The sequence below is a fragment of the Mesorhizobium sp. B2-4-13 genome, from assembly GCF_006658535.1.
Classification (GTDB): Bacteria; Pseudomonadota; Alphaproteobacteria; order Rhizobiales; family Rhizobiaceae; genus Mesorhizobium; species Mesorhizobium australicum.
Genome location: NZ_VFVB01000008.1, coordinates 164,378 through 189,441, shown reverse-complemented (window position 1 = coordinate 189,441; position 25,064 = coordinate 164,378). Strand labels below are relative to the sequence as shown.

Genomic DNA, 25,064 nt, shown 5'->3' with positions numbered 1-25,064 from the left:
CGCTTCAGGGCCCATGAGCCGCCAGCGGCATGCCGATGTCCGACACGAGTTTGACGAGGTCGGCTTGGCGTCTCGTGCCGGTTTTGGCAAAGATTCGGTTGAGGTGGGTCTTCAAGGTGTTTTCGCCAATGCCGAGCGCCAACGCGCTCTTGGACGCTGACAATCCGCTGCCGATCCGCAGCAGCACCCGCGCCTCCGAGGGCGTAAGATCGAACAGCGTGGTCAGAACGGCCTCCGGGAGGGGAGAAGCCGATGTCGTCGTCGATATGAACACAGCCGCGCATGCCGGCCGGAAAACCGCGCGCGCCGTTCCTTCAGTCAACGGCAACACATAGGCAACGGCGGGCGGCTGGCCTTGGGCCGAAACCGGCAGCCCTATGCCGCGCGCGCCAAGCGAGGCATCCGCGCTCGCCGTGCTGGCGATCGCGTCGAGCAGGGCGCGGGCCACGACCCGATTCTGTGCCTGGAGCAGGCCGTTCCTGGAGAGAATGGGCCCCTGCACCGAAAACATCTGTTCGGCGGCCGCATTCGCATGGAGGATTGCTCCATTGGCGTGGGTAAGCACGACAGGCACAGCCAAATGATCGAGCGCCTGACGATAAAGATCGATGGTGATGCGGCCCTGGTCGAGCAGATCGCCGATCAGCGAAGCACGGCGCAGATGCGGCGAGAGCAATGCCAGGAAATGCTGCTCTTCGATCGAGATGCCTCCCCTGCTGGCTCGCGTGGTGCAGCCCAGAAGCCCGATTCGGTCCGGCGTATGAACGAATTTGGTGATGCAAGCCTCGCGCAGTCCCTGCGGTTTGGCCCAGTTCTGAAAAAACGGCGTCAGTTGGAGTTCGCTTTCGCTCATGAGCGACAGCGTCGCAACGGGCCGGTCGACATCGCCGACGACCGCTGCCTTCAGCCCGGGAATTCCATCAAAGTCATAGTCTTCCTCGAGGGCCCGCATCCGTACGGGATCCCAGGGCGACTGAGCCGCGAAACGGCCACTATTATGGGCGGTGCCGGCAAGCGCGATGGTGGTATAGGCCGCGTCGACAGCTTTCGTGACGCGGGTCATGACTCCGGCCCAGCCTTCCGGGTTCAAAACGCAATCGTAGATATCGCCGATAATCGAACTCAGGACTTCGCTGCTCAGCCTTTCCATCACACCTCCAGGCACGCCCCGATCTCGCCTCGGAGGAATTTGTGACATCATACTTTTGGATGACGCAAGTCGCGGCCGCTCTCGACTATGGGTTGAACTTGGTCGCTTGAACGCCGGGCCGCCACTGTTGCCGGTTATTGTCGCAATGGAAAGCATCGCGTTCGATATTTTTTTAAGCCGTGGACAGTTGTCGAGGTTCCCCATTGTCGCGAAAGACGGTGCTTTCATCGGCTCGGTTGCCACCGCATCTTGATGAACGAGAACGATTTTCCCCGTGGCAAGACATCCCTGTCGCGGAAATACGGTCGGCCGAATACGACAGTCCGGAAAACCTGCACTTCGAAGCCATCGAAGCCACGGCCGTCGGTTCAGCGGTTCTCGGCCAGATGTCCGGACCCGTCAAGCATGCCACACGCAAAGCGAGCAACATCGCCAATGACGACAAGGACGGCTATCTGCTGATGATCAACAAGGCCGACACCATGCTGTCAGGGGTACATGCCGGCCGCGAATATGCCGTCGGCCGGGGAGAGGCCGTGCTTGTCACCGCATCGGAAGCTCTGAAAATCAACGGTGCCGACAGCAATGTCTGGACGAATGTGGTGGTCCCACGCGCGATCCTCCTGCGCGCCTTCCCGCAGATCGATGACAGGCTGGGGCTGAAGATCGGCGCCGACAGCGAAGCCCTCGAGCTTCTCAAACGCTATTGCCTGCTTCTTGAAAGCGGCAGCCCGCTTGCCTCCGCGGATCTGATCACGCACGCGACGGACACGATCGTGGATCTGATCGGCCTGGCGACCGGCGCAAAAGGTCGGGCTGCCGAACTGGCCGGGCTTCGGGGCCTGCGCGCTGCCAGGCTGGAGGCCGTCCTCGCAAGGATCGCCGAGGATTTTATCGACCCCGGCATCTCCGCCCAAAGTGTCGCTCTACAACTCGGCCTGTCGGTGCGCTACGTCCACGACCTCCTTCAGGAGACGGGAATGAGCTTCTCCGAACGCGTTCTCGAACTGCGTCTGCAGAGCGCCCACAGGATGCTCTCGCACAAACACAGCGACATGCGGGTCAGTGACATCGCCCTGACAAGCGGATTCAGCGACGTATCGTACTTCAACCGCTGCTTTCGTCGCCGTTTCGGCTATACGCCGACAAGCGCCAGATAAGTTTTGCAGCCTTCGCCAGCAGTCCGGTACCGCCCGTGCGAGGCCGTTCCGCAGCGGCTTGCGCCACCGATGACGCCGAACTGCCACAATGCGCGCAAAACACGCTGCTTTTCACTCCAGTCCAATTCCGGTGCGGCCCTGCCCAAGACAAGGCCGGGCTCCAATGACATGTCAGCCTCAGGGTGAAACGACTGTCATGTCAGGGGATCGAATGCCGCGGAATGCATTTGGAGGCCGTAAGGCCAACGCATTGAAAAACCTGGCGCTGGCGTCGACGGCACTGGTCTGCCTTGGCCTGCCGATCCCCGCATCGGCAGCCGAGATCTGGACCGGCGCCGCCTCCACGGATTGGTTTACCGCCGGAAACTGGAACCCCGCCGCTGTTCCGACATCGAGCGACGATGTTATGCTCGATCCGGTGTTCCCGCACCCGACCGTGGTCAATGCGGCGAATGCGGCCGCTCATTATCTGTTTGTCGGCACCATTTCGAGTTACTCGGGCTCGCTGACGATCACCAATGGCGGCACCCTCTCCGACACTGCCGGCTATCTCGGCTACGCTTCGGACGCGAGCGGCACCGTGAGCGTCACTGGAGCGGGCTCCGTCTGGAGCAACAGTTCGGACCTTTTCCTTGCCTTGGGTACGAACAGCAACGGCACCTTGACGATCTCCAGCGGCGGCGCTGTGAGCGACAAAGTGGGTCATGTCGGCTACGGCCCGGGCACCGGCACCGTAACGGTGGACGGCCCGGGCTCGACATGGACCAACAGCGGAGATCTTTATATCGCCGAATTTGGCACAGGCACGCTGGACATCACCAATGGCGGCGTGGTCAGCAATGCCATGGGCACCATCGGTTGGCATGTAGGCTCCACCGGCACGGTGACGGTCGACGGAGCGGGTTCGACCTGGACAAACTCCTCCCACCTATACGTCGGCGATCAGGGCACCGGTGCGCTGAAAATCTCGAACGGCGGCAAGGTCAGCAATCTGAGCGGTATCCTGGGCAACCTGGCGGGCTCCAGTGGCACGGCAACTGTCGACGGTGCTGGCTCGACCTGGGCGAACGCGGCCCTTGCGGTTGGGAACGCGGGCTTCGGCGCGCTGACGGTCACGAATGGCGGCGCGGTCACCAGTTCGGTGGGCTATGCCGGCTATGCCGCAGGCTCCAAGGGCCTGGTGGCGGTCGACGGCGTCGGCTCGGCCTGGACCAACACTTCGGACCTCTTCATCGGCTTCCAGGGCCAGGGTACGCTGACGGTCTCGAATGGCGGCGCGGTCAGCAACACCATCGGTATGATCGGCGCGCAGACGGGCTCGACCGGCATCGCGTTCGTCGATGGCGCCGGCTCGATCTGGACAAACAGCTCCAACCTGATTGTGGGCAATTTGGGTAACGGCGCACTGGGGATCACTCACGGCGGCGTGGTCAGCAACACCTGGGCCGCTGTCGGCGCGAAGACGGGCTCCATCGGCATGGCGTTCGTCGACGGCACCGGCTCGACCTGGGCGAATACGGGCGAACTCATTGTCGGCCAATCAGGAACCGGCACGCTCGACATCACCAATGGCGGCGCCGTTAGCAACCAGACTGGCTCTGCGGGCTACGACGTCGGGTCCATGGGCACCGTCACGGTCGATGGACCGGGTTCGAGCTGGACGAATTCCGGCGACCTGTTCCTCGGTTTCAAGGGCGCCGGCACGCTCCAGGTGGCAGATGGCGGCCATGTCCTCAACCAGGCCGCGCTCCTCGCAGTGTTTGAAACCGCAACCGCCACCGTGACGGTGGACGGGGCGGGATCCTCCTGGAGCACCGATGACAATCTTATCCTGGGAAGCGCCGGTCACGCGGCACTTTCCATCTCCAGCGGCGGTTCAGCGGATGCAGATTCCGTCTTTGTCGGCCAGGCGGCGACAGCCACCGGTGCGGTTACCGTCGACGGCGTGGGCTCGAAATGGACCAACAAGAACGGCATGTACCTTGGCGGTCTGGGAATCGGCACTCTTGCCGTCACCAATGGCGGCGTCGCATCCGGCGGCGGCACCTACATGGCGTTCGCCGCCGGTGCCACCGGCCAGGCAACCGTTGATGGCCCGGCCTCACTGTGGGAGATGCACGGCGACCTGGATATCGGGTTCGGCGGCACTGCTTCGGTGACGCTCTCCAACGGCGGCACCGCTCTGGTGGACGGCTCTACCGTGATCGCCAGCCAGGCCGGCTCTGTCGGCGCGCTTAACATCGGCGGCGCGGCGGGCTCCGCGGCGGCGGGCGCCGGCGTCCTCGATTCGGCAACGTTGCAGTTCGGCTCCGGCACCGGCACGCTCAATTTCAACCATACCAGCGCGAACAATGGCTTCGCTTCGGCGATCAGCGGACTGGGAACGATCAACCAGATCGCCGGCAACACCAAGTTGACCAGTAATTCCTCCGGCTTCACCGGGACGACGAACGTTCTCGGCGGCGGCCTCTATGTCAACGGCTCGCTCGGTGGCGCGATCAACGTCACCGGCGGCCTGCTTGGCGGGTCGGGCACGGTAGGCAACGTGACCATTGCTTCGGGCGGCACCTTTGCACCGGGCAATTCGATCGGCACGATCAATGTCAGCAACACAGCCTTCTCGGCCGGTTCGACTTATGCAGTTGAAGTCGAAATCGGCGGCACATCCGATCGGATCAGCGCCACCGGTACGGTGACGATCGGCGGCGGCACGGTCGACGTCATCCCCTATCCGGATTATGCGACCGGCACGACCTATACGATCGTCACGGCGGCAGGCGGTGTCACCGGCACCTTCGACAAGGCCAGTCTCGAAGGCGGCTCGATCTTCATTGCGCCGACGCTCACCTATGACGCGAACAATGTCTATCTCAACCTGGCCAAGGCAAGCTTTGCCAGTGTAGGCCTGACGCCTAACCAGATCGCCACCGGCGGCGGCGCCGAAAGCCTTGGCGCCGGCAATCCGCTCTTCGATGCCATCTTTGCCTTGCCGAGCGAGGCAGCCGCCCAAGACGCCTTCGACCAGCTTTCCGGCGAAATCCACGCCTCGGCCAAGGGGCTGCTGATCGAGGACTCCGGCTTCATCCGCGACGCCGCCAACAGCCGCATCGCTGCCGCCTTCGGTGATGCCGGCGCGGCGGCGCTTCCGGTCATAGCCTATGGCGAGGGCGGCCCGGAAATGGTCGCCGCCGATACCGACCGCTTCGCCGTCTGGGGCCAGGCGTTCGGTTCCACGGGCAGTAGCGACAGCGACGGCAACGCCGCCGCCTTCGACCGCTCGACCGGCGGCCTGCTGGCCGGCGCCGACACTTTGGTCGGCGGCTGGCGCGTCGGTGTTCTCGGCGGCTACAGCCATTCCTCCTTCAACGCCGACGATCGCAATTCCTCCGGCAAGAGCGACAGCTACCATCTCGGCCTCTATGGCGGCACCAATTGGGGCGCCATCGCCTTCCGCACCGGTGCGGCCTACAGCTGGAGCAGCCTCTCGACCAAGCGCTCCGTCGCCTTCACCGGTTTTGCCGATCAGCTCTCGGCCAACTACGATGCGGGCACCGCGCAGATGTTCGGCGATCTCGCCTACAAGGCCGAGACCGGCGGGAGCTTCAAGTTCGAACCCTTCGCTAACCTCGCTTATGTCAGCCTGCACACTGACGGCTTCAGCGAAACCGGCGGTGCGGCGGCCTTGACCAGCGCCGGCGCGAGCAGCAACGTCACCTTCGCCACGCTCGGCTTGCGCAGCTCGACCGATTTTGGGCTTGGCGGCGTGAATGCCACCGCGCGCGGCATGCTTGGCTGGCGCCACGCTTTCGGCGACGTCACGCCGACCTCAAGTTTCGCCTTCGCCGGCGGCGACGCCTTCACCATCGCCGGCGTGCCGATCGCCAGGGACGCGGCGGTTATCGAAGCTGGCATCGACATGAAAGTGTCGCCCAATGCCACGCTCGGCCTGTCCTATTCCGGGCAGTTCGGTGGTGGCGCCTTCGACAACGGCGCCAAGGCAAACCTCAGCGTCAAGTTCTGACGACAACAGGCCGCCGGCTCGCGCCAAATTGACGTCGCCGGGCGGTCCTGGCGTCCGCCCCCTACTCCGGCGACGGCACCGGCGGCTTCGAGGTCAGCGCGGTGCCGGCAGCGGCCACGATCACGGCGGCGATGCCGGCCAATTGCGGCGTGGTCAGGCTTTCCCGCAGGAACAGGAACCCGGCCAGCGCGCCAAGCCCCGGCTCGAGGCAGGTCAGCGTGCCATAGATGCGCGCCGGCATGCGGGTCAGCGCCACCATCTCCAGGAAGAACGGCAGCGCGCTCGAGAACAGGCCGACGAGCAGCGCGCTGACCAGGATCGACGGCGCGAGCAGGCCGCTTCCCGCCTCGGCAATGCCAAAGGGCAGCACCAGCACAGCGGCGATCGCCATGCCATAGGCGGTGGTGCGGGTGCCGAGTTCCGCGCCCGCCTTCTGCGCCAGAACGATATAGAGCGCCCAGAACCCGCCGGCCGCCAGCGCCAGCATCACGCCGATCGGGTCGAGCGGCTCTAGCGAGTGGATGAAGGGCGACAACAGCACGATGCCGGCGACGGCAAGCGTGATCCAGGCGAAGTCGCTGGCCCGCCGGGAGGTCAGTGTCGCCACCAGCAGCGGACCGGAAAACTCCAGCGCCACCGCGACGCCGAGCGGGATCCTGGCAAGTGCCGCGTAGAACAGAAGGTTGAGCGCGCACAGCGTCACCCCATAGGCGACGAGCCACGGCATGGTGGCGCGCGAGGGCCGTACCTGCCAGGGCCGCAGCACCGCGATCAGCATCAGCGCGCCGATGACCAGCCTGAGCGTTGTCGTGCCTTGCGCGCCGATCACCGGAAACAGCGTCTTGGCGAAGGTGGCGCCGATCTGGATCGACACCATGGCCCCCATCAGCGCCGCGACCGGCAAGGGTGCGGCTTCGCGGCTGGCAAGCGGCATTGATGTCACTTGTGCTTCATCCCTCCATGCCCCGAGGCGAAAACCTGCCCGGCAGCAATGCAATAGGATGAACCGGCCTGGCTGTCGTGAGACAGCGCGAATGCCTCGATGGGGGCACGGCCAGAAACGGTCGATGCCGTAAGGCGATTCCGCCACCGACAGGGCATCGGGCACCGGCGCGACACCGATGGCCGCCGGCCCACGGACGCGTCGCTGGCGGCGGCCTGGTTGAGTTCGACGACGGTCCCTGCCCTGAGCAGATGCGCCGTAGTCGGTCAGCGTGGTGGGCGAAAGCGCCGTGCGCCGCTTCAGTTCGGCACGACTGCGGACCGTCGTCGCGCAGCATGCGCAGGATCGCCGCTCCAGACTGGATTTGGCAGAACGCCGAACCCGCCCTAACCAGTTGGTTTCCTGGAATTGCCCTAGGCCGCGGCGGCGGAGCGCTTGAACACGATCGTGACCCGGGTGCCTTCGTCGGCGCTGGAAGTCACGTCGAACTCAGCCTTGGCGTTCTCTGTCAGCGATTGTGCGATGAGCGCGCCGAGCTTGCCTTGCTTGGGCCAGCTCTCGCCTTCCGGCAACCCGATCCCGTCATCGGCGACGACGACGCGGCAGCCATCCCCGTTCACGACGCTGTGCAGCGTGATCGTCCCGCTGTCACGCCCGCGAAATGCATGCTTGAGCGCGTTGGTCAGCAATTCGTTGACCACCAGGCCGGTGGGCATGGCAACGTTGATCGAAACCGGGTAGGTGTCCACCTTCATGTCGAGGCGAATGCCCTCGACAGCATGCGAACTCATCACGGCTGACGCGATCTGGCTCAGATAGACGCCGAGATCGACCTCCTCCTTGTGCTCCTCGCCCGATAGCGTTTGATAGAGGATGGCCAAGGCGTCGACGCGGCCGGCCAGTCTTTCGAAGCGTTTCCGGTCCGGCTCGGTCGCATTGCGCGTTTCGAGGCGGATCAGGGCGGTGATCATCTGCAGATTGTTCTTCACCCGGTGCTGCAATTCCCGCAGCAGCGTGTCTTTCTCGCGGACGCGCTCCTCGATCGAGCGCGCATCTTCGGTCTCGCCATGGGCCGAGACGTCGACCAGTGCCACCAGCCGGAAGCAGGCCTTGCCGTTGTCATCCTCGATGACGTTGGAATAGACGTCGACGATCGCAGGCTTGTCCTCGGCCCGCTCGAGCCGGAACGTGCCGACGAAATCGGTCCCGTCGACCACCGCATCGGACAGCGCGCTGTCCTTCTGCTGGTGCAGGCCAATGCCGGAAAGTGCCGCCCAATGCTTCTGGGCGAGGCTGGCCGCCTTCAAGCCCGACAGTTTCTCGAACTCCGGATTGGCATAGACGACACGTTCCTGCCCGCCGAGGTCCGAAACGGCGATGGCAATCGGCACCTGGTCGAGGAACTTCTTGAACTGTTCGCTTTCCAGCGCGCTGGCAAGGTCGGGCGTTTCCAGCAACTGCTCGACCGTTTCCGCCTTATCTGAATTCGATGTCATCTCTTGCATCCAGGAATTTTCTGGACGCCACCAATATCAGCGAAGCGATGCGCGAGCTATCGCCAAAAGTGCCACTTTCACCGGCATCAGGACTAGGCCCGCGCCGGCCTGGTCCCGCGCAACGGCAGCGCCATGGTGAAATCCAGCCCGTCGCCAAGATAATTCAGCTTGATGATGGCATCGCATTGCAAGCGTTCCCCAGCCTGGAACCCCTGCAGGAACCCGAACCGGTCAACTCTGGCCGGCCACCTTCGCCAGCCGCGGACCGGTCTTGCCGTCGACGATCTCGGGCCTGGCGCTGTCGACCGCGCCGTCCAGCCGCCGCCGAGCGCCTTGTTGAGGGCGATGTAGTCGGTCGCCAGAAGGACGCGGCTCTGCAACAGCGAATGCCGAACATCCCGCTCATTCCCTGAAAGCGCGGCTGATCTGATCCTGCAGCGGTTTGACGAGATAGGAGATCACGGTCCGGTCCGCGGTCTTGATGAAGGATTCGACCGGCATGCCGGGAACCAGCTTGACCTCGCCGAGGCGTGCCACCTCGGCATGCGTGGTTGCGATGCGAACGGTGTAGTAGCTAATGCCGGTGCGCTGGTCGGTCGTCGTGTCCGGTGAGGTCCGTTCGACCGTGCCGTTGATTTGCGGCGTGGTGCGCTGGTTGAAGGCCGAGAAGCGCAGCGCCGCCGACTGGCCGACCCAGAGCTGGTCGATGTCGCTCGGCGCGATCTTGGCCTCGACCGTCAGGCTGTCGCTATCGGGCACGATCTGCATGATCGTTTGGCCAGGGGTTATCACGCCGCCGATGGTGTGAGCGATGGACTGCTGCACGACGCCGTCCTGCGGCGCGCGGATGTCGATGCGCCTGAGCTGGTCCTCCGCGGCAATCTTTCGTTCCGTCAGCTCGCCGATCTTGCCGTCGATCTCGCGCAAATCCTTGTTGACGTCGGTGCCGAGTTCGAGGTCGATCTGGAGGACCTGCAAATTGATCTCGGCGATCTTGCCCTGGGCCTGTGCCAGGGCCGCCGTCAGCTGGCCGCGCTCGCCGTCGAGCCGCGCCGACTCGCGCTCCATGGCGGTCAGGCGATCGATTGAGATCAGCCGCTTCTTCCACAGTGCGCGTATGCTGGCCAGTTCCTCCTCGACGAGCGTGATTTCCTGCGACTTGGCTTCGACCTGCGCCGTGTCGCCGCCAATCTCCTTCTGCAGCTGCAGGATGCGCTCCTGCAGCTGGCTCTTCTGGCCGGAACGACCCGCACGCCTTGTTTTGAAAACCTGTTGCTCGCCGGCCATCATCGCGGCGATCCCCGGACTGGCGCGGCGATCGAAAAGATCTTGCGGAAAGACGATGGTGTCGGAGCCCTGGCGTTCGGCTTCGAGGCGCGCCTTGCGTGCCGACAGCTGATCGAGCGCCTTGGTGACGACGGCGAGGTTGGCCGCCGGCACGGTAGGGTCGAGGCGCACCAGCAGCGCCCCGCGCTTGACGCGGTCGCCGTCACGCGCCGAGATCTCGCCGACGATGCCGCCGGTCGAATGCTGCACATCCTTGACGTGGGAATCGACGACGAGAACCCCAGACGCGATGACCGCTCCCGAAATCCGCGTCAGCGAGGCCCAGCCGCCGACGCCGCCGACCAGCATCGCGACCGCGATGAGGCCCATATGCATGTAGCGCCGGATGGATTGGTGGGAAGCGTTCGACATCGTTCCCCCGTCATTCGCCCGCCGCCGCCGCCACGCCAGGCGATGGCGCCGGCCCTTCGGTGGCGAGCCTGAGGTGCGGCACGGCGGCCACTGCCGGTTGCGGCCGCGGAAACAGCTTGGCCAGAACATCGTCCTTGAGGCCGAACGCCTGGACGCGGCCCTGGCTCATGGCGAGGATGAAATCGACTGTGCTGAGCGCGCTTGGCCGGTGCGCCACGAGTACGACGATGCCGCCACGCTGCCGCACCGAAAAGATCGCCTGGAACAGCGCCTGCTCGCCTTCGGCGTCGAGGTTGGAATTCGGTTCGTCGAGCACCACCAGGAAAGGGTCGCGATAGAGCGCGCGGGCCAGCGCGATGCGCTGGCGCTGGCCCGCCGAGACGGCTTCGCCGAGTTCGCCGATCTGTGTTTCGTAGCCATCACGGAAACCGACGATGAGGTCATGCGCGCCGGCGGCCCTGGCGGCGGCAATCACCAATGCGGGATCGGCGCCGGGCTCGAAACGCGCGATGTTCTCGGCGATCGAGCCAGCAAACAGCTCGACGTCCTGCGGCAGATAGCCGATGAACCGGCCACGATCCTCCGGCGACCACTGATCGAGGTCGGCGCCGTCGAGCCTCACCCTGCCGGCGGCGGACGCCCAAGCGCCGACAAGCGCCCTGACCAACGTCGACTTGCCTGAGCCACTCTGGCCGATGATGCCGACGGCGTGTCCCGCTTCCAGCGCAAAGCTGGCATCCTGCACCAGAAGGCGCTGCGTGCCGGGTGCGGCAACACTGACACCCTGCATGAAGACATGGCGGCTCGGCGCCGGCATGGCCATCGGCTCGGCGTCGGCCGGCAAAGCGGCGAGAATCCTGGTCAGCCGCTGCCAGCCCTGCCGCGCGGTCACGAAACCCTTCCAGTTGGCGATGACCAGATCGACGGGCGCCAGCGCGCGGCCGCTCAGGATCGATGCGGTGATGATGATGCCCGCGGTCGCCTGCTGCTCGATGACCAGCCAGGCGCCAATGCCGAGCATGGCCGATTGCAGGAGCATGCGCAGCACCTTGGACACGGCGCCGAAGCCGCCGGCGATGTCGCTGACGCTGCGCTGCTCGGCGAGATAGTCGCGGTTGGCCTCTTCCCATCGTTTCGCCATCCGGCCGCCCATGCCGAGCGCCGCGATGACTTCCGCATTGCGATTGCCGGTCGTGGTCAGGCCGTTGCGGATGATGCCGGTCTGGGTGCCTGATGTGACCGGCTTGCGCGTCAGCCGCTCGGCAAAGACGGTCAACAGCACCAGCACGATCGCGCCGATCAGGGCGGTCACGCCGAGAAGCACGTGGAACATGAAAATGATGGCCAGATAGAGCGGCAGCCACGGCAGATCGAACAACGCGGTCGGGCCGGTGCCCGACAGGAAAGTCCGCACGCTGTCGAGATCGCGCACCGGCTGCATGCTGTCGCCGTTGCGGCCGACCTTGAGCGGCAGCTTGAGGACGCTGGAATAGACGCGGGCGCCGAGCACCTCGTCGAGGGCACCGCCGATGCGCACCAGGATGCGGCCGCGGATGAAATCGAGCCCGCCTTGCCCGGCATAGAGGATGGCGACAAGCAGGCTGAGGCCGATCAGCGTCGGCACGCTGCGGCTCGGCAGCACGCGATCGTAGACCTCGAGCATGTAGATCGAACTGGACAGCATCAGCACGTTGAGGACGCCGCTGAACAGCGCGATCGCGATGAAGGCCGAGCGGCAGGATCTGATCGCCGCCGCGAGTTCCGATCCCTGCTGTTGTCGGACGTTGGGCTGCCGGGCGTTGTTGGGCTGCCGGGTACTGGGCCCGGCAGCATCTCGCGCCGTCGCCGTGACGCCGGGGGCTGCGTCCGGACCGGCTTCAGCGCGAAAGGGATTGCGTTCCCGAAACAGCAGAAGTGCGCCGGATATCGCCAGCGCCAGGCACAGCAACCAGACGCCCTGCGATGCCGTCAGCACGCCGCCGAGCCCGAGAAAAAGGGCGCAGGCTATCAAAACCAGACCCAAGGACCTGATCATGGCCTGCGCCGATTTGAAGATGGTGGAGGCCCTTCCCATGCCAATTCATGCGAGCAGCGCTGCGGCAAGACACCCGACCGGAAGGCCGGGAGCCTGCCTCAGGCGATCCCCGTCAGGCCCCCCACTTGAGTCTGCGCCACCTCATGCAGCGTGAGCCAGAATTGATCGAGCGTGTTGGGATGCTCGTCGATGATGTGGGTCCCGTCGAACCAAGCGACATGCCCGTCCGGCCCGGATGTCACCAGTTGCCCCTGGTTGAACCACATCAGCGCGTTCTTCAGGCCCTCGCCGTCGGCCTCCTTGCCGCCGTTCCAGTCGACGATGCCGGAGCTCGCGTCGGTGACGTCGACATATTTGGTCCAGGCAACCGTGTTTGTCTTGACCGCAGGCCCCTTCAGCGCGGTGCCGACCTGATCGACGACGCCATCGTTGTCGGCGTCGACATTGACGCCGAGCCCGGCCCAGGTCCCCTGACCCTTCAGCCACATCACCGCCTCGTCGATCAGGTCGTTGGGCTGAGCGACATGGTTGTCGATGTTGAGCTGGGTGGCGATTGCCTGCTGCAGCATGATCACGCGCGCATCGCCACCCGCCGAACTCGATTCGATGGCCTTGGCCAGCGAGGTCGAAATCAGGAGGTCGTGCGCATCGTTGGCAATGCCGTCGCCGTTGCTGTCGCCGAGCAGCAGATAGCCGTCGCTACGCGGATTGACGTCAAGGCTGGACAAGACGCCGCTGGCCACCGCGCTCTTAGTGGGATTGCCCTCATTGCCGGCGACATTGTCCCAGGCATCGGAATGGCTGCCCCAGAACCCTTGTGTCAGCGCCTTGTTCGAGAAACCTTCGTAGTCGCTGTTGTCGGCGGCGAGCGGCGTGCGCGAATGTCCGGCCGTGTCGACATAGGCGTCGGTGGTGGCTGTTGCATTGTTGACGTAGCTGCCGAGCTGCGCGATGCCCGTCGCCTGGTAGTGCCAGGTCTCATTTATATCGAGCAGATTGTCGTGGTTGGTGTCGCCGCTGTTGAAGCCGCCGCTGAGGATCGCCGTCGGATGGAAATCGTCGCCGGTGCCGGCGGTGCCGTTGTCGTCGGTCACGACCACATGGGCGAGCGCGACATTGCCGTCGTTCTTGACATCGTAGGTCCAGGTCACGGCTTGGCCCTGGAAGATGTTGAGGCCGTGGTCGACGGCGTTGGTCTTCTTGTCGAGCGTGATGTGCGGATTGGCGCCGAAATAGCCGGAGTCGTCGGTGGCCGTGTCGGTGCCGGTATGATTGGCATCATCGGTGAAGGAGCCGGAGGCGGTGCCGGTGTTGCTGTAGGCGCCTGTCACGGCGGTGCCGGTTGCCGAGAACTTCCAGACTTCACCGATGTCGAGCTTGTTGTTGTCGTTGACGTCACCGATGTTGGTGACATGGCCACCGCCAAGCACCGCGCCCGGCGTCACGCCGGCGTCGCTGTCGGTTACCGTGACGCCCGACAGGGCAACGTTGCCGACATTGGTCACCGTGTATTCCCACGAGATCGGCTCGCCGGTCAGGATCGTCAGAGTGTCGCCCTTGGTCCCGTCGTCGACCGTCACCTTGTCGATCTTGATCTCGGGATCGGCGCCGAAATAGCTGGAGCCGTCGCTGTCGGTGACATTGACTGCCCCGGCCGAGCCCGTGACCGTGCCAACATTGGTGTAATCGCCGACGACAGCCGTGCCGGTGCTCGTGCCGATGAAGCTCCAGTGCTCGGTGGTGTCGAGCTTGCCGTCATGGTTGGTGTCGCCGACGTTGAAGCCGCCGCTGAGAACCGCCGTCACGACCACGTCATTGTGGTCGTCGGTGACGACAATGTTCGACAGGGCGACATTGCCGGTGTTGCTGACCGTGTATTGCCAGGTGATCGTATCGCCGGCGAGCACGCTCAGCCCGTCGCCGATCGCCGTGCCGTCGACCGTTACCTTGTCGATGCCTATTCCAGGCGTATCAGTGCCGGTGCCGGGGGTCGTGAGGGTGCGCCACTCCTCGAAGCCGCCATTGGCTCCGGAGAAGCCCGAAGACAGCGTGACATAGGAATCGGGCGAGACACCGGCCGCCGTAAAATCGCTGACCGGGACGAGCACGCGGTAGTCGTCCGTCCCCGAGCCATGATTGGAATCGATCAGCAACTGGTCGGCGGTCAGGTGGAAGACGGTGGTGAACCCTGCAAAGTCAGCATTATAGTCGGCAAGCGTCGCTCCGGCATTGGAGATGTAGATATCCAGCCCGGTCAGCGTGATGTTACCGTTTACATCATTGTTGCTTTCGTTCAGGTCCAGCCGAAACTCGATATACTGGACGCCGTCGACAGTGATCGCCTGCAAGTTGCTGTATTGCAGGTCGTGGGTGAAGGACGCCTTGTTGTCGACGACGTTGCCGTTCTGATCGGTGTTGAAGCCCTCTTCGACACCTGTCGCCTGCAGCCGCAGGAACGAATCATAATTGCCGGTTCCCGAACCTTCCGTCGTCGCCTCGAGAAGGACGCCGCCGCCGATATCTGTCGCCATTACCATTTCCTCCACATTGTCGTCCGGTCAGCGATCAAGCCGCCACCGTTCACCCCAGGGTTGACTGCATGCTCCGAGCGCCGGCTCCCGCGGCATGCCGACGAGCGATCGTCTCGTAAAAAGAAGAGGGGAAATTGGAACGAAAGCCCGGGAGCGGCGGCGAAGTCTGGACTCGCTTCGCCAGCTGTTGCTGGATGACGGAACACAGGTGCCGTCGAACTGCCTGCCACGCTCAAGCCCCATACCTCAAACTCACGCGGTCGACATCGACCGCCAGAGTCTTACAATCCCCTAACCATATTTTGCAGGTTGCAATGGCCACGTCCATATAACTGCGGTTATAGGCGCAAATGAAAATCCGACATCATTAAATGTAATCGTCATTTCAGTAAAAACTCACAACGTTAGCCGAGTTGTGTGAAATTCTTTCCGCGTTTTACTCTCAAAGACGAGGATCGCTGGGTCAGGTCCATGATCTCATCAAATCGCGGACTGGCAATGACGCCTCGGAACTGCCCTGTTTCAATCCGGCACCACGCACCTTGGTGCCGGAAGCGTATCGACATTAATTAGTAATTGCTAATTCTTATCGGAAGCACGATGCTGCTGCCGGGATGGATTATCGCATAGGGTGTGCGAGCCTGATCGGGTTGGAGCGTGACTGAAGATGGTCACCACTGTGTTCATTGTCGACGACCATCCGCTGCTCCTGCACGGCCTGGGAGACCTGATTGCCCGCGAGCCCGGCTATAGGGTTGTCGGTTCGGCGCTGGACGGCAGGAGCGCTGTGACCAGGATTAGGCAGGACTTGCCCGACATTGCGGTGATCGATCTGAACATGCCGGGGTTCAGCGGGCTCGACGTTGCCGTCGAACTCGGCAAGGAAACGCCGGCCACACGCTGTGTGATGCTGACGGCTGGCGCGTCACAAGGCCAGCTTTACGATGTGGTCATGGCTGGCGTCGCCGGGATCGTGCTGAAGGAGTCCGCCGTCGGCACGCTGCTGAGATGCATTGACCAGGTTGCCTCCGGCGGTCACTGGTTGCCTGCCGAAATTGTCGGCGAAGCCCTCGAGATTGAGGCGTCCCGCCGGATCAAATGGCAGAAGCTGTCGTCACGGCTGACCAGACGGGAAATGGAGATTGCCCGGCTCGTTGCCACGGACAAGCCATACGGGCGGATCGCGCTCGATATCGGCATCTCGAAAGGCACGCTGAAAATCCATATGAACAACATCTACCGCAAGTTGGAGATCGCCTCGCGTGCTCAGCTTTTGCAACTGGCCGCCGGCCAGACTGGACTGAACGCCCGCATCGGAGGCGAATGAGGCCGCCATCGCCGACCCCGCCTGCGCCATGGTGCGGGTGAGCTCAGCGGTCTGCCGCTGCGAGACGGCCGAACGCCGGGCGAGCGCGATGCGCGCCTGGTAGCCGCGGGCCTGCGTGTAAGTGGACGCGACATCGCCGACCAGCGTCAGCAGCGTCGAGCGCAGTTCCTCCTGCGAGGCGTCCACACCATAGCGTGCGGCCTCGACGCCCCGGCGGTTGGCGCCGAACAGGTCGAGTTCCCAACTGGCGTCGAAGCCCGATTGATACTGGCTGTAGGCATCGCTGGCGGTGCCGTCGGCCGCGGCGGCGGCAGTCCTGTTGCGCGTCGCCGATGCCGAGCCGTCGGCTGACGGGAACAGCGTGCCGGCGCTCTGGCGGTAGTCGGCGCGCGCTTCGCGGATCTTGGCCTTCGCCGTGGCGACATCGAGGTTGCCGGCGATTGCTTCCTCGACAAGCGTGTCGAGCTGCGGGTCGCGCAGGCGTTGCCACCATTGCGACAGCTGCGCCGGCTGGACGGACTTGGTCGGCTTCTCACCGCTCCAGTTTGCCGGTATCGGCAGGTCGGGCGTGCGGTAATCCGGACCGACGACGCATCCCGCGAGCAAGGCCGCGCCGACAATAGGCGCAAGGAGCCGCCCCGCGGCCACCGAGCCACGTTCAAAACCTGTCATGTGAAGAACCCTTACTGCTGGTTGGCCGTCACCGGCGTTTCGCCCGTATCCTGCCCGGGATCTGGTTTGGCCACCCTGCCCTTGAAGATGCGCCGCACCGTGACGAACAGCAGCGGCACCAGGAACACACCGATCACGGTCGCGGCGATCATGCCGCCCATCACGCCGATGCCGACGGAGTTCTGCGCGCCCGAGCCGGCGCCGCTGGCGATCGCAAGCGGCGTGACGCCGAGGATGAAGGCCAGCGACGTCATCAGGATCGGCCGCAACCGCTGTCGCGCCGCCTCGAGCGTTGCCTCCACCAGCCCCATGCCGGCCGCCTGCCGTTCAATGGCGAACTCGACGATCAGGATGGCGTTCTTGGCGGCGAGGCCGATCGTGGTCAGCAGGCCGACCTTGAAATAGACGTCGTTGGTCTGGCCGAACAGGCTTGCCGCCAGCAGCGCGCCGAAGATGCCGATCGGTACCGACAGCATCACCGCGAACGGGATCGACCAGCTCTCATAGAGCGCGGCCAGGCACAGGAATACGACCAAGGCCGAGATCGCATAGAGCGACATCGCCTGGTTGCCCGAAAGCCGCTCCTGATGCGACAGCCCGGTCCATTCATGCGAATAGCCGGCCGGCAGTTGCGCGACGAGTTTGTCGATCTCGTCCATCGCCGCACCCGAGCTCACGCCCGCTGCCGCCGCGCCCTGGATCTCGACCGCGGCCGAACCATTATAGCGTTCGAGCCGGGGCGAACCGAATGTCCAGTGGCTGGAGGCAAAGGCCGAGAACGGCACCATGGCGCCGCTTGAATTGCGGACCTGCCATTTGTCGAGATCCTCCGGCTGCATGCGGAAATTCGCGTCCGATTGCATGTAGACCGGCTTCACCCGTCCGCGATCGATGAAGTCGTTGACGTAATCGCTGCCCCAGGCGCTGGACAACGTGTTGTTGATGGCGGCAAGGCTGACGCCCAGCGCGCTCGCCTTCTCCTGGTCGATGTCGACCGAGAATTGCGGCTGGTCCTCCTGGCCGTTGGGACGCGTGTTTGCGAGCACCTTGCTCTGCCCAGCCAAGGCCAGAAGCTGGTTGCGCGTCTGGATCAGCGCGTCATGGCCGGCGCCGTTGACGTCCTGCAGGTAGAAATCGAAGCCGTTGGTGTTGCCGAAACCCTGGATGGCCGGGGGCGCCAGCGCGAAGACCTGCGCATCCCTGATCTTGGAGAACGCGCCCATGGCGCGGCCGGCGATCGCCTGCGCGGCCATTGCGGCCGACTTGCGCTGGGCGAAATCCTTCAGCCGCACGAAGCCGATGCCGACATTCTGCCCGGCTCCGCCGAAGCCGAAGCCCGACGCGGTGAAGACCCCGTCGACGGCGTCTTTTTCGTCGTTGAGATAGTGGTCGGTGACTTGCTTCAGCACGCGCTCCGTGCGGTCCTGCGTGGCGCCGACCGGCAATTGCACGCTGGTGATCAGGATGCCCTGGTCCTCTTCCGGCAGGAACGAGCTCGGCAACCGCGCAAACATCCAGCCCATGGCGACGACGATGGCGAGGAAGATGGCAAGAAATCGCCACGACCGGTTGATGATGCCATGCGAGCCGTCGCGATAGGCCGTCGTGCCGCGATCGAACATCCTGTTGAACCAGCCGAACGGACCGGTCTGCGTGGCATGGTCCTTCGGCCGCCGCAGGATCGTGGCGCACAATGCCGGCGTCAGCACCAGAGCCACCAGCACGGACAGCACCATGGCCGAGACGATGGTCACCGAGAACTGCCGGTAGATGATGCCGGTCGAGCCGCCGAAGAAGGCCATCGGCACGAACACCGCCGACAGCACGGTGGCGATGCCGACCAGCGCGCCGGTGATCTCGTTCATCGATTTTCGCGTCGCTTCTTTCGGCGACAGATCTTCCTCCTGCATGACGCGTTCGACATTCTCGACCACGACGATGGCGTCGTCGACGAGCAGGCCGATGGCCAGCACCATGGCGAACATGGTCAGCGTGTTGACCGAATAGCCGAACAGCGACAGCACGCCGAACGTGCCCAGCAGCACCACCGGCACCGCGATGGTCGGGATGATCGTCGCCCGCAAGTTCTGCAGGAAGATGAACATCACCAGGAACACCAGCACGATCGCCTCGGCCAGCGTCTTGACCACCTCCTCGATCGACAGCCGCACGAAGGGCGAGGTGTCGTAGGGATAGACGACCTCGACGCCTTGCGGGAAGGTCGAGCTCAGCCGGTTTATCGTCGAGCGCACCGCTTCGGCGGTGCTGATCGCGTTGGCACCGGTCGCCAGGTTGACGGCGACGCCCGCCGCCGGCTTGCCATTGTAGTTGGCTTGCGTCGTATAGCTTTGGGCGCCGAGTTGGACGGTGGCGACGTCGTTCAGCCGGACCAGCGAGCCGTCCGTCTGGCTCTTCAGGATGATGTTGCGGAACTGTTCGGCGGTTTGCAGCCGGCTCTTGGCGGTCACCGTGGCGTTGAGCTGCTGGCCCTTGCGCGCCGGCAGGCCGCCGAGCTGGCCGGCCGAAACCTGCGTGTTCTGCGCCTCGATGGCACTCGCCACGTCGCTTGGCATCAGCGCGTATTTGGCCAGCTTGTCGGGGTCGAGCCAGATGCGCATCGCATAGCCCGAGCCGAAGAGCTGCGTCGAGCCCACGCCTTCGACGCGCTTCAGCGTGTCGTTGACGGTGGCGTCGACATAGTCCGCGAGGTCGGTCGAGTTCATCTTGCCGTCGCTGGAGACGAAGCCGATGACCATCAGGAAGCCGGTCGAGGATTTGGAGACGGTGATGCCGTTGCTCTGCACTACCTGCGGCAGTTGCGACTGCACCAGCTGCAGCTTGTTCTGCGTCTGCACCTGGGCGGTGTCGGGGTCGGCCGAACTGGTGAAGGTCAGCGTGATCGACGCAGAACCCGTCGAGGTCGACGTCGCCGTCATGTAGTCGAGATTGTCGATGCCGGTCATGCCTTGTTCGATGACCTTGGTCACCGAGTTCTCGACCGTCTGGGCGTCCGCGCCCGGATAGGTGGCGCTGATATTGACCGTGGTCGGCGCGATCTGCGGATATTGCGAGATCGGCAGCGTGGTGAGCGCGAGCAGACCGCCCAGCATGATCACGATGGCGATCACCCAGGCGAAGATCGGCCGGTTGATGAAAAAAGCTGACATCGTCTCAGTTCCCGGTCGACGCGGCGGGTTGCCGGCCGGTGCTGGCCACCTTGGATGGGGCCGGCAAGGCGGAGGTCTGGCCGCGATCCTTGATCTCACCGGTCGCCTCGTCGATCGTCACTTCGACGCCGGTCGCATCGCCGCCGGGGCGCACGAGCTGCAGGCCCTCGACGACGACACGGTCACCATCGCCCACGCCGCTGTCGACCAGCCAGCTGTTGCCGACGGTGTTGCGCACGGCGAGCACGCGCGTCTCGACCTTGCCCTGCGCATTGATGACCATGGCCGTCGCCTCACCCTTCGTGTTGCGGGTGACGGCGCGCTGCGGCACGAGAAAACTGCTCTGGGCAACGCCCTCCTCGACCAGCGCCCGCACATACATGCCCGGCAGAAGCAGGCGGTCGGGGTTGGGGAACTCGGCCCTGAGCGCGAACGTGCCGGTGGTCTGGTCGACATTGGCGCCGGCGAATTCCAGCTTGCCGGTCTGCGCGTAGATGGTGCCGTTCTCGAGCTTCAGCTTGACGCTGACATTAGGGCCGCTGAACTTCAGCCGCCCTTCCGAGATCGCCTGGCGCAGGTTGAGCAAATTGGTGCTCGACTGCGTGACGTCGACATTGATCGGGTCGAGCGAACGGATCGTGGTCAGCACCGTCTCCTGGTTGGCGGTGACCAGCGCGCCCGGTGTCAGCGTGGACTTGTCGATGCGGCCTGCGATCGGCGCGGTGATCGAGGTGCGGTCGAGGCTGATGCGCGCGGTTTCGGCGCTCGCCTTGGCGGAAGCCACATCCGCCTGCGCCTGCGCAAGCGTGGCGGCAGCGTCATCATAATCCTGTTTGGAAACAACGTTCTGCTTCAACAGGCCGGCGTATCTGTCGAACTTGGCCTGCGCGGTAGGGACCGCCGCCGCCGCCTTCTGCTGCGCCGCGACCGCGCTGTCATAAGCCGCCTTGTAGCTCGCCGGGTCGATGAGGTAGAGCGGCTGTCCCGCCGCCACCTCGCTGCCTTCCTTGAACAGCCGTTGCTGGATGATGCCGTTCACTTGTGGACGCACCTCGGCGATCAGCGAGGCCGCCGTGCGCCCCGACAGTTCGGCTGTGATCGCCACCGATTGCGGATGCAGCGTGACGACGCCGACTTCCGGTTTGCCGACGCCGCCCATGCCTGCGGGAGCCTTGCCGCCCTCCTGTGAGCAGGCCGCCAGGAGAAGGGCTGCGGCAAGCGCCGTCCAGGACGCGAGCCGGCGAACCGGCGGGGAGGACTGGCTAGACTGCATGGACATGGCTGAATGATCTTTCGCTGGGGGTGCGGTGACCGCCTGGGCTTTGGCCAGGCGGTGACCGCCTGGGCTTTGGCCAATGCAAAGCGAGGCCGAACGCCGGCGGTCGCAGGTGAGGCTTGAGGCGGACGATGTCGTGACGAGGGGTCGCGCCCACTTGCGGGCGGCGTCGAGCGGTGCTTCGAAGCGGCTCATGTCGCGCTCCTTCTTCCTGGCTGGAGCGCACCCGAGGATCGGATGGCTGGCCGCGATGCCCTCCGCGCCATTATGCCGATCAGCACCGACATGCCAAGCGCCTTGCCAGGTCTCACGCGATCTTGCGGTCATGATTTCCGTGGCCATCGGCGTGCCGCGAGATCGGCAGCGACAGGCGCCAGGCGGCGAATTCCAGCCGGATCGCGCCTTGCAGCGTGTCGACCGGCAAGGCCGGCGGCGTTGCGGCATGATCGATGCGCCGGCCGAACGAATATTTCGGGCTGGCCGATGCGATCAGCCGCAGCAGCATCAGGGCTTCCCACATTGTCGTGCCTTGTTGCATGGGGTGAATCCGGGAAGGCGCGATCCACCATCCCGGAGAAGGAAACCCGGCCGGCCCGGGAACGGGTTGGGTACCGGGGCCGGCCGGCGCAGCCGGTCGGTTGTCAGCCGTTCCCGGGCTGGGGCGGCGGCATCGGGCCATCATTGGGCGGGCCTGCCGGACCGACTGCGTCATTCGGCGGGCCGCCCCATGGACCGGGGGGTGGTCCATGGGGGCGTTCCGCCGAAACGAGGATTTCGAGCTGTTCAGGGGTGAGCTTGGCGCGCAGCGCGGCGATCGCGTCCTTCAGCTTGGCGGCCGAAGCCGCACGCGCCGTGACGTCGTCTGCCAGCCTTTCCTGGAAGGCGAACGGATCGGGCTTGCCGGCCGGCCCTGCATCGGGGCCTTTCGCCTGCGGCCCGCCATCCGGCCCTCCAGGCCCGCCAGTGCCACCCGGACCACGGTCCGGCCGCGGTGGCGAAAGCACCGCCTGCAGCGCGCTGGTGTAGTCGCGCCAGGCGTCGAGCTGTTCGCTGCGGATGCCAACGCGTGTTTCGAGCGCGGCGAGCCGGGCGGCCAGCATGAATTCCGGCGGCGGCCCCATGCGGTGGGGGCCGAAGCCTTGCGGGCCGAAACTGTGCGGGCCAAAACCCTGCGGATCCCATCCTTGCGGAGGATGCGGCATCGAGCCATGGTCCGTTCCATCCTGCATTGCCATGGCAGGCGGCGGCCCGCCTGGCGCCGCGCCCGGGTCGGGCTGCGCCGCCAGCGCGGGGTAGATGGCGGCGGCGGAAAACAGGCCGAGCGCAAGAAGTCTGCTTCGCATGACGGTATTCCTTTCATCCATGCTTTGGACGTCAGGAGGATAGGAAGCGTGTTTGTCTGCTTCGCGTCGGCATGTTGCCGAAGGTTTCCGCAAAAGGGCAATTTGTTTCCGAATGTTTCCATCCCCCGGCCAGAAACATTGGGTTGCAATTTTCCATGCCGCTTGCGCGCGCGCTCCCTATAATCAGGACAAGCCCGGGATCATGGGCAAGGGCACGATAATGCAGTCACAACCCCATATCCTCGTCGTCGACGACGACCGCGAAATCCGCACGCTGCTCGGACGCTATCTCGACGGCCAGGGTTTTCGCGTCTCGGTGGCGGCCGACAGGCGCGAATGCGAGCAGAAGCTGGCCACTGGCCAGTTCGACCTGGCCGTGCTCGACGTCATGCTGCCGGATGGTTCGGGGCTCGACATCTGCCGGGGCTTGCGCGATCGCAAGCCGCATATTCCCGTCATCCTGCTGACGGCGCTGAAGGAGGATGTCGACCGCATCATCGGGCTGGAACTCGGCGCCGACGACTATCTCGGCAAGCCGTTCAACCCGCGCGAGCTCACCGCCCGCATCCGCGCCGTGCTCAGGCGCTCGACGCCGGAAGAAGCGGCGCCCGCGCCTCCGCCCCGCGCCTACCGCTTCGCCAGCTACAGGCTGGAGCCGGACACCCGCAAGGTGACGGATGCGCAGGGCGCGGCCGTCGATCTCACCGGCGCCGAATTCGACCTGTTGCAGGTGTTCCTCGACCGCCCCGGCCGGCTGCTGTCGCGCGACCAGCTGCTTGATCTCACGCAAGGCCGCGAGCGCGACCCGCTCGAACGCTCGGTCGACGTGCTGATGAGCCGGCTGCGCCGCAAATTCACCGACACCGGCGACGGGCCGCTGTTCAAGACGGTGCGCAATGGCGGCTACCAGCTGACCGCGCGCGTCGAGACGGTGGAGGCGCAGGCGTGAACTCGCTGCGCCGCCGCCTCATCCTTTTGCTGGTCGCCTCTATCGTCGGTGTCGTCGGCTTGGCGACGGCGGCGGTCCTCAGCGTGCGCGGCGGCGGGCCGCCGCCGGAACTCGTCGTGCCATGGGTTGCCCAGCAGATGGAACTCGTGGTGCGGCTGCTGCCGGGGCCGATACCGGATGTGCTGCGAGTGCAATTCAGCGACCGGCCGGCGGATGGCAAGGTGGACCGGCAGGAGACGGCGATGCTCAATGATCTGCTGCGCCGCCGCGGCTTCGACGTGCTGGCCATCGTCAGCGACAAACCGGGTGAACCCAGCCAACGTGCCTCGATGCGCCTGCCCGACAGCCGGTGGGCGATCCTCGAAATAGCACATATCGACCCGCCCAGGCGCGAATGGCTGGTTCTTGCCGGCTGGATCTCGCTGATCGTGGCCGGCGCCACCGCCGTCTCTGTCTATTTCACCTCGGTGCTGATCCGGCCGCTCGAAATGCTGGAGGCCACCGTCTCCAAGATCGGCAGCGACGGCGTGCTGGCGCCGGTGCCGGAGGTGGGCTCGGCCGAGGTCAAGGCCACGGCGCACGCACTGAACCAGCTCTCGTCCAGGCTGAAGACCGCCATGGAAAGCCGCATGCGGCTGGTGGCCGCCGCCGGCCACGACCTGCGCACGCCGATGACGCGCATGCGGCTGCGCGCCGAATTTCTCGACGAGGAGCGCGACAAGTGGCTGCACGACCTCGACGAGCTCGACCGCATCGCCGACAGCGCCATCCGCCTGGTGCGCGAGGAGGTGAACCAGGATGCCGTCGAGCCGCTCGACCTGGAAAAGATGGTGCGCGACATATCTGCCGAGATGGTCACGCTCGGCCATTCCGTCTCGATCGGGCATCTGGACAGGGTTGCGGTCCGCGCCGGCGCGCTCGGCCTGCGCCGCGCCCTGCGCAATCTGGTCGTCAACGCCGCCACCCACGGCAAGGCCTGCACGATCGCGCTCGACCTCGCCGACAGGCGCGCCGTGCTCTCCATATGGGACGTCGGCCCGGGCATTCCGCCCGACCTCATCAACAAGGCCTTCGAGCCCTTCTTCCGCGTCGACCCCGGCCGCCAGCAATCCATTCCAGGCGCCGGCCTCGGCCTCGCCATCGCCAAGGAGATCATCGAGCGCTACGGCGGCACCGTGACGCTGGAGAACCGCCAGGGCGGCGGGCTGGCGCAGACGGTGGTGTTCGCGGCGGTGTGATTGGGTCAGGCCCGTCCACATCGCGAAAGGCAGCCCAATGCTGGGACTGCCAAGCAAC

General features: G+C 64.9%; 15 protein-coding genes and 1 pseudogene. 4 read left to right on the top strand and 12 right to left on the bottom strand.

Going from position 1 to position 25,064, the window contains the following annotated elements; genetic code table 11:
- Window positions 1–4: 4 nt before the first annotated feature.
- Window positions 5–1,378, bottom strand: coding sequence for a PAS domain-containing protein (locus FJ936_RS22000; RefSeq protein WP_224596809.1), 1,374 nt, complete (start codon window positions 1,376–1,378; stop codon window positions 5–7).
- Between FJ936_RS22000 and FJ936_RS21995 the strand changes: the two genes are divergently transcribed.
- Complete coding sequence (locus tag FJ936_RS21995) at window positions 1,354–2,310, top strand: AraC family transcriptional regulator (RefSeq protein WP_140792421.1); 957 nt, start codon at window positions 1,354–1,356, stop codon at window positions 2,308–2,310. The two genes, FJ936_RS22000 and FJ936_RS21995, sit on opposite strands and share 25 nt — an antisense overlap.
- Window positions 2,311–2,521: 211 nt before the next feature.
- Window positions 2,522–6,331, top strand: a complete 3,810-nt coding sequence (locus tag FJ936_RS21990; RefSeq protein WP_140792423.1) for an autotransporter domain-containing protein — start codon at window positions 2,522–2,524, stop codon at window positions 6,329–6,331.
- 61 nt (window positions 6,332–6,392) lie between these two features.
- On the opposite strand, the gene FJ936_RS21985 is transcribed toward FJ936_RS21990, so the two are convergent.
- From FJ936_RS21985 to FJ936_RS21930, 11 genes and pseudogenes are all read right to left on the bottom strand, one after another.
- Window positions 6,393–7,274, bottom strand: coding sequence for a DMT family transporter (locus tag FJ936_RS21985; RefSeq protein ID WP_140792465.1), 882 nt, complete (start codon window positions 7,272–7,274; stop codon window positions 6,393–6,395).
- A 413-nt stretch (window positions 7,275–7,687) separates the two neighbouring features.
- Window positions 7,688–8,770 (bottom strand): histidine kinase dimerization/phosphoacceptor domain -containing protein, encoded by a 1,083-nt coding sequence (locus FJ936_RS21975; protein WP_140792425.1) that lies wholly within the window; start codon window positions 8,768–8,770, stop codon window positions 7,688–7,690.
- A 92-nt stretch (window positions 8,771–8,862) separates the two neighbouring features.
- On the bottom strand, window positions 8,863–9,150 hold the full coding sequence (locus tag FJ936_RS30570) for a hypothetical protein (RefSeq protein WP_181171451.1): 288 nt from the start codon (window positions 9,148–9,150) through the stop codon (window positions 8,863–8,865).
- Between the two features lie 22 nt (window positions 9,151–9,172).
- Window positions 9,173–10,468, bottom strand: coding sequence for an HlyD family type I secretion periplasmic adaptor subunit (locus FJ936_RS21970; RefSeq protein WP_140792427.1), 1,296 nt, complete (start codon window positions 10,466–10,468; stop codon window positions 9,173–9,175).
- A 10-nt stretch (window positions 10,469–10,478) separates the two neighbouring features.
- Window positions 10,479–12,503 carry a type I secretion system permease/ATPase gene (locus tag FJ936_RS21965; protein ID WP_141906974.1) on the bottom strand — a complete coding sequence of 675 codons (2,025 nt, stop codon included), beginning with the start codon at window positions 12,501–12,503 and terminating at the stop codon, window positions 10,479–10,481.
- Between the two features lie 98 nt (window positions 12,504–12,601).
- Window positions 12,602–15,034, bottom strand: a complete 2,433-nt coding sequence (locus tag FJ936_RS21960; RefSeq protein ID WP_181171447.1) for a hypothetical protein — start codon at window positions 15,032–15,034, stop codon at window positions 12,602–12,604.
- Between the two features lie 1,327 nt (window positions 15,035–16,361).
- Window positions 16,362–17,033 (bottom strand): annotated as a pseudogene (locus FJ936_RS21950) (TolC family protein); the annotation flags it as partial.
- Window positions 17,034–17,044: 11 nt separating this feature from the next.
- Window positions 17,045–20,200, bottom strand: a complete 3,156-nt coding sequence (locus tag FJ936_RS21945) for an efflux RND transporter permease subunit (RefSeq protein WP_141906973.1) — start codon at window positions 20,198–20,200, stop codon at window positions 17,045–17,047.
- A 4-nt stretch (window positions 20,201–20,204) separates the two neighbouring features.
- Window positions 20,205–21,479 (bottom strand): efflux RND transporter periplasmic adaptor subunit, encoded by a 1,275-nt coding sequence (locus FJ936_RS21940; protein WP_141907005.1) that lies wholly within the window; start codon window positions 21,477–21,479, stop codon window positions 20,205–20,207.
- Window positions 21,480–21,783: 304 nt separating this feature from the next.
- Window positions 21,784–22,014, bottom strand: coding sequence for a hypothetical protein (locus FJ936_RS21935; RefSeq protein ID WP_224527071.1), 231 nt, complete (start codon window positions 22,012–22,014; stop codon window positions 21,784–21,786).
- A gap of 103 nt (window positions 22,015–22,117) precedes the next feature.
- Entirely contained in the window at window positions 22,118–22,819 is a 702-nt protein-coding gene (locus FJ936_RS21930) for a hypothetical protein (protein ID WP_141906972.1), read from the bottom strand.
- A 220-nt stretch (window positions 22,820–23,039) separates the two neighbouring features.
- On the opposite strand from FJ936_RS21930, the gene FJ936_RS21925 reads away from it, so the two are divergent.
- Both FJ936_RS21925 and FJ936_RS21920 read left to right on the top strand, forming a co-directional pair.
- On the top strand, window positions 23,040–23,768 hold the full coding sequence (locus tag FJ936_RS21925; protein ID WP_140617985.1) for a response regulator transcription factor: 729 nt from the start codon (window positions 23,040–23,042) through the stop codon (window positions 23,766–23,768).
- Complete coding sequence (locus FJ936_RS21920; protein WP_141906971.1) at window positions 23,765–25,006, top strand: ATP-binding protein; 1,242 nt, start codon at window positions 23,765–23,767, stop codon at window positions 25,004–25,006. Before FJ936_RS21925 ends, FJ936_RS21920 begins: the two co-directional genes overlap by 4 nt.
- Window positions 25,007–25,064: the final 58 nt, after the last annotated feature.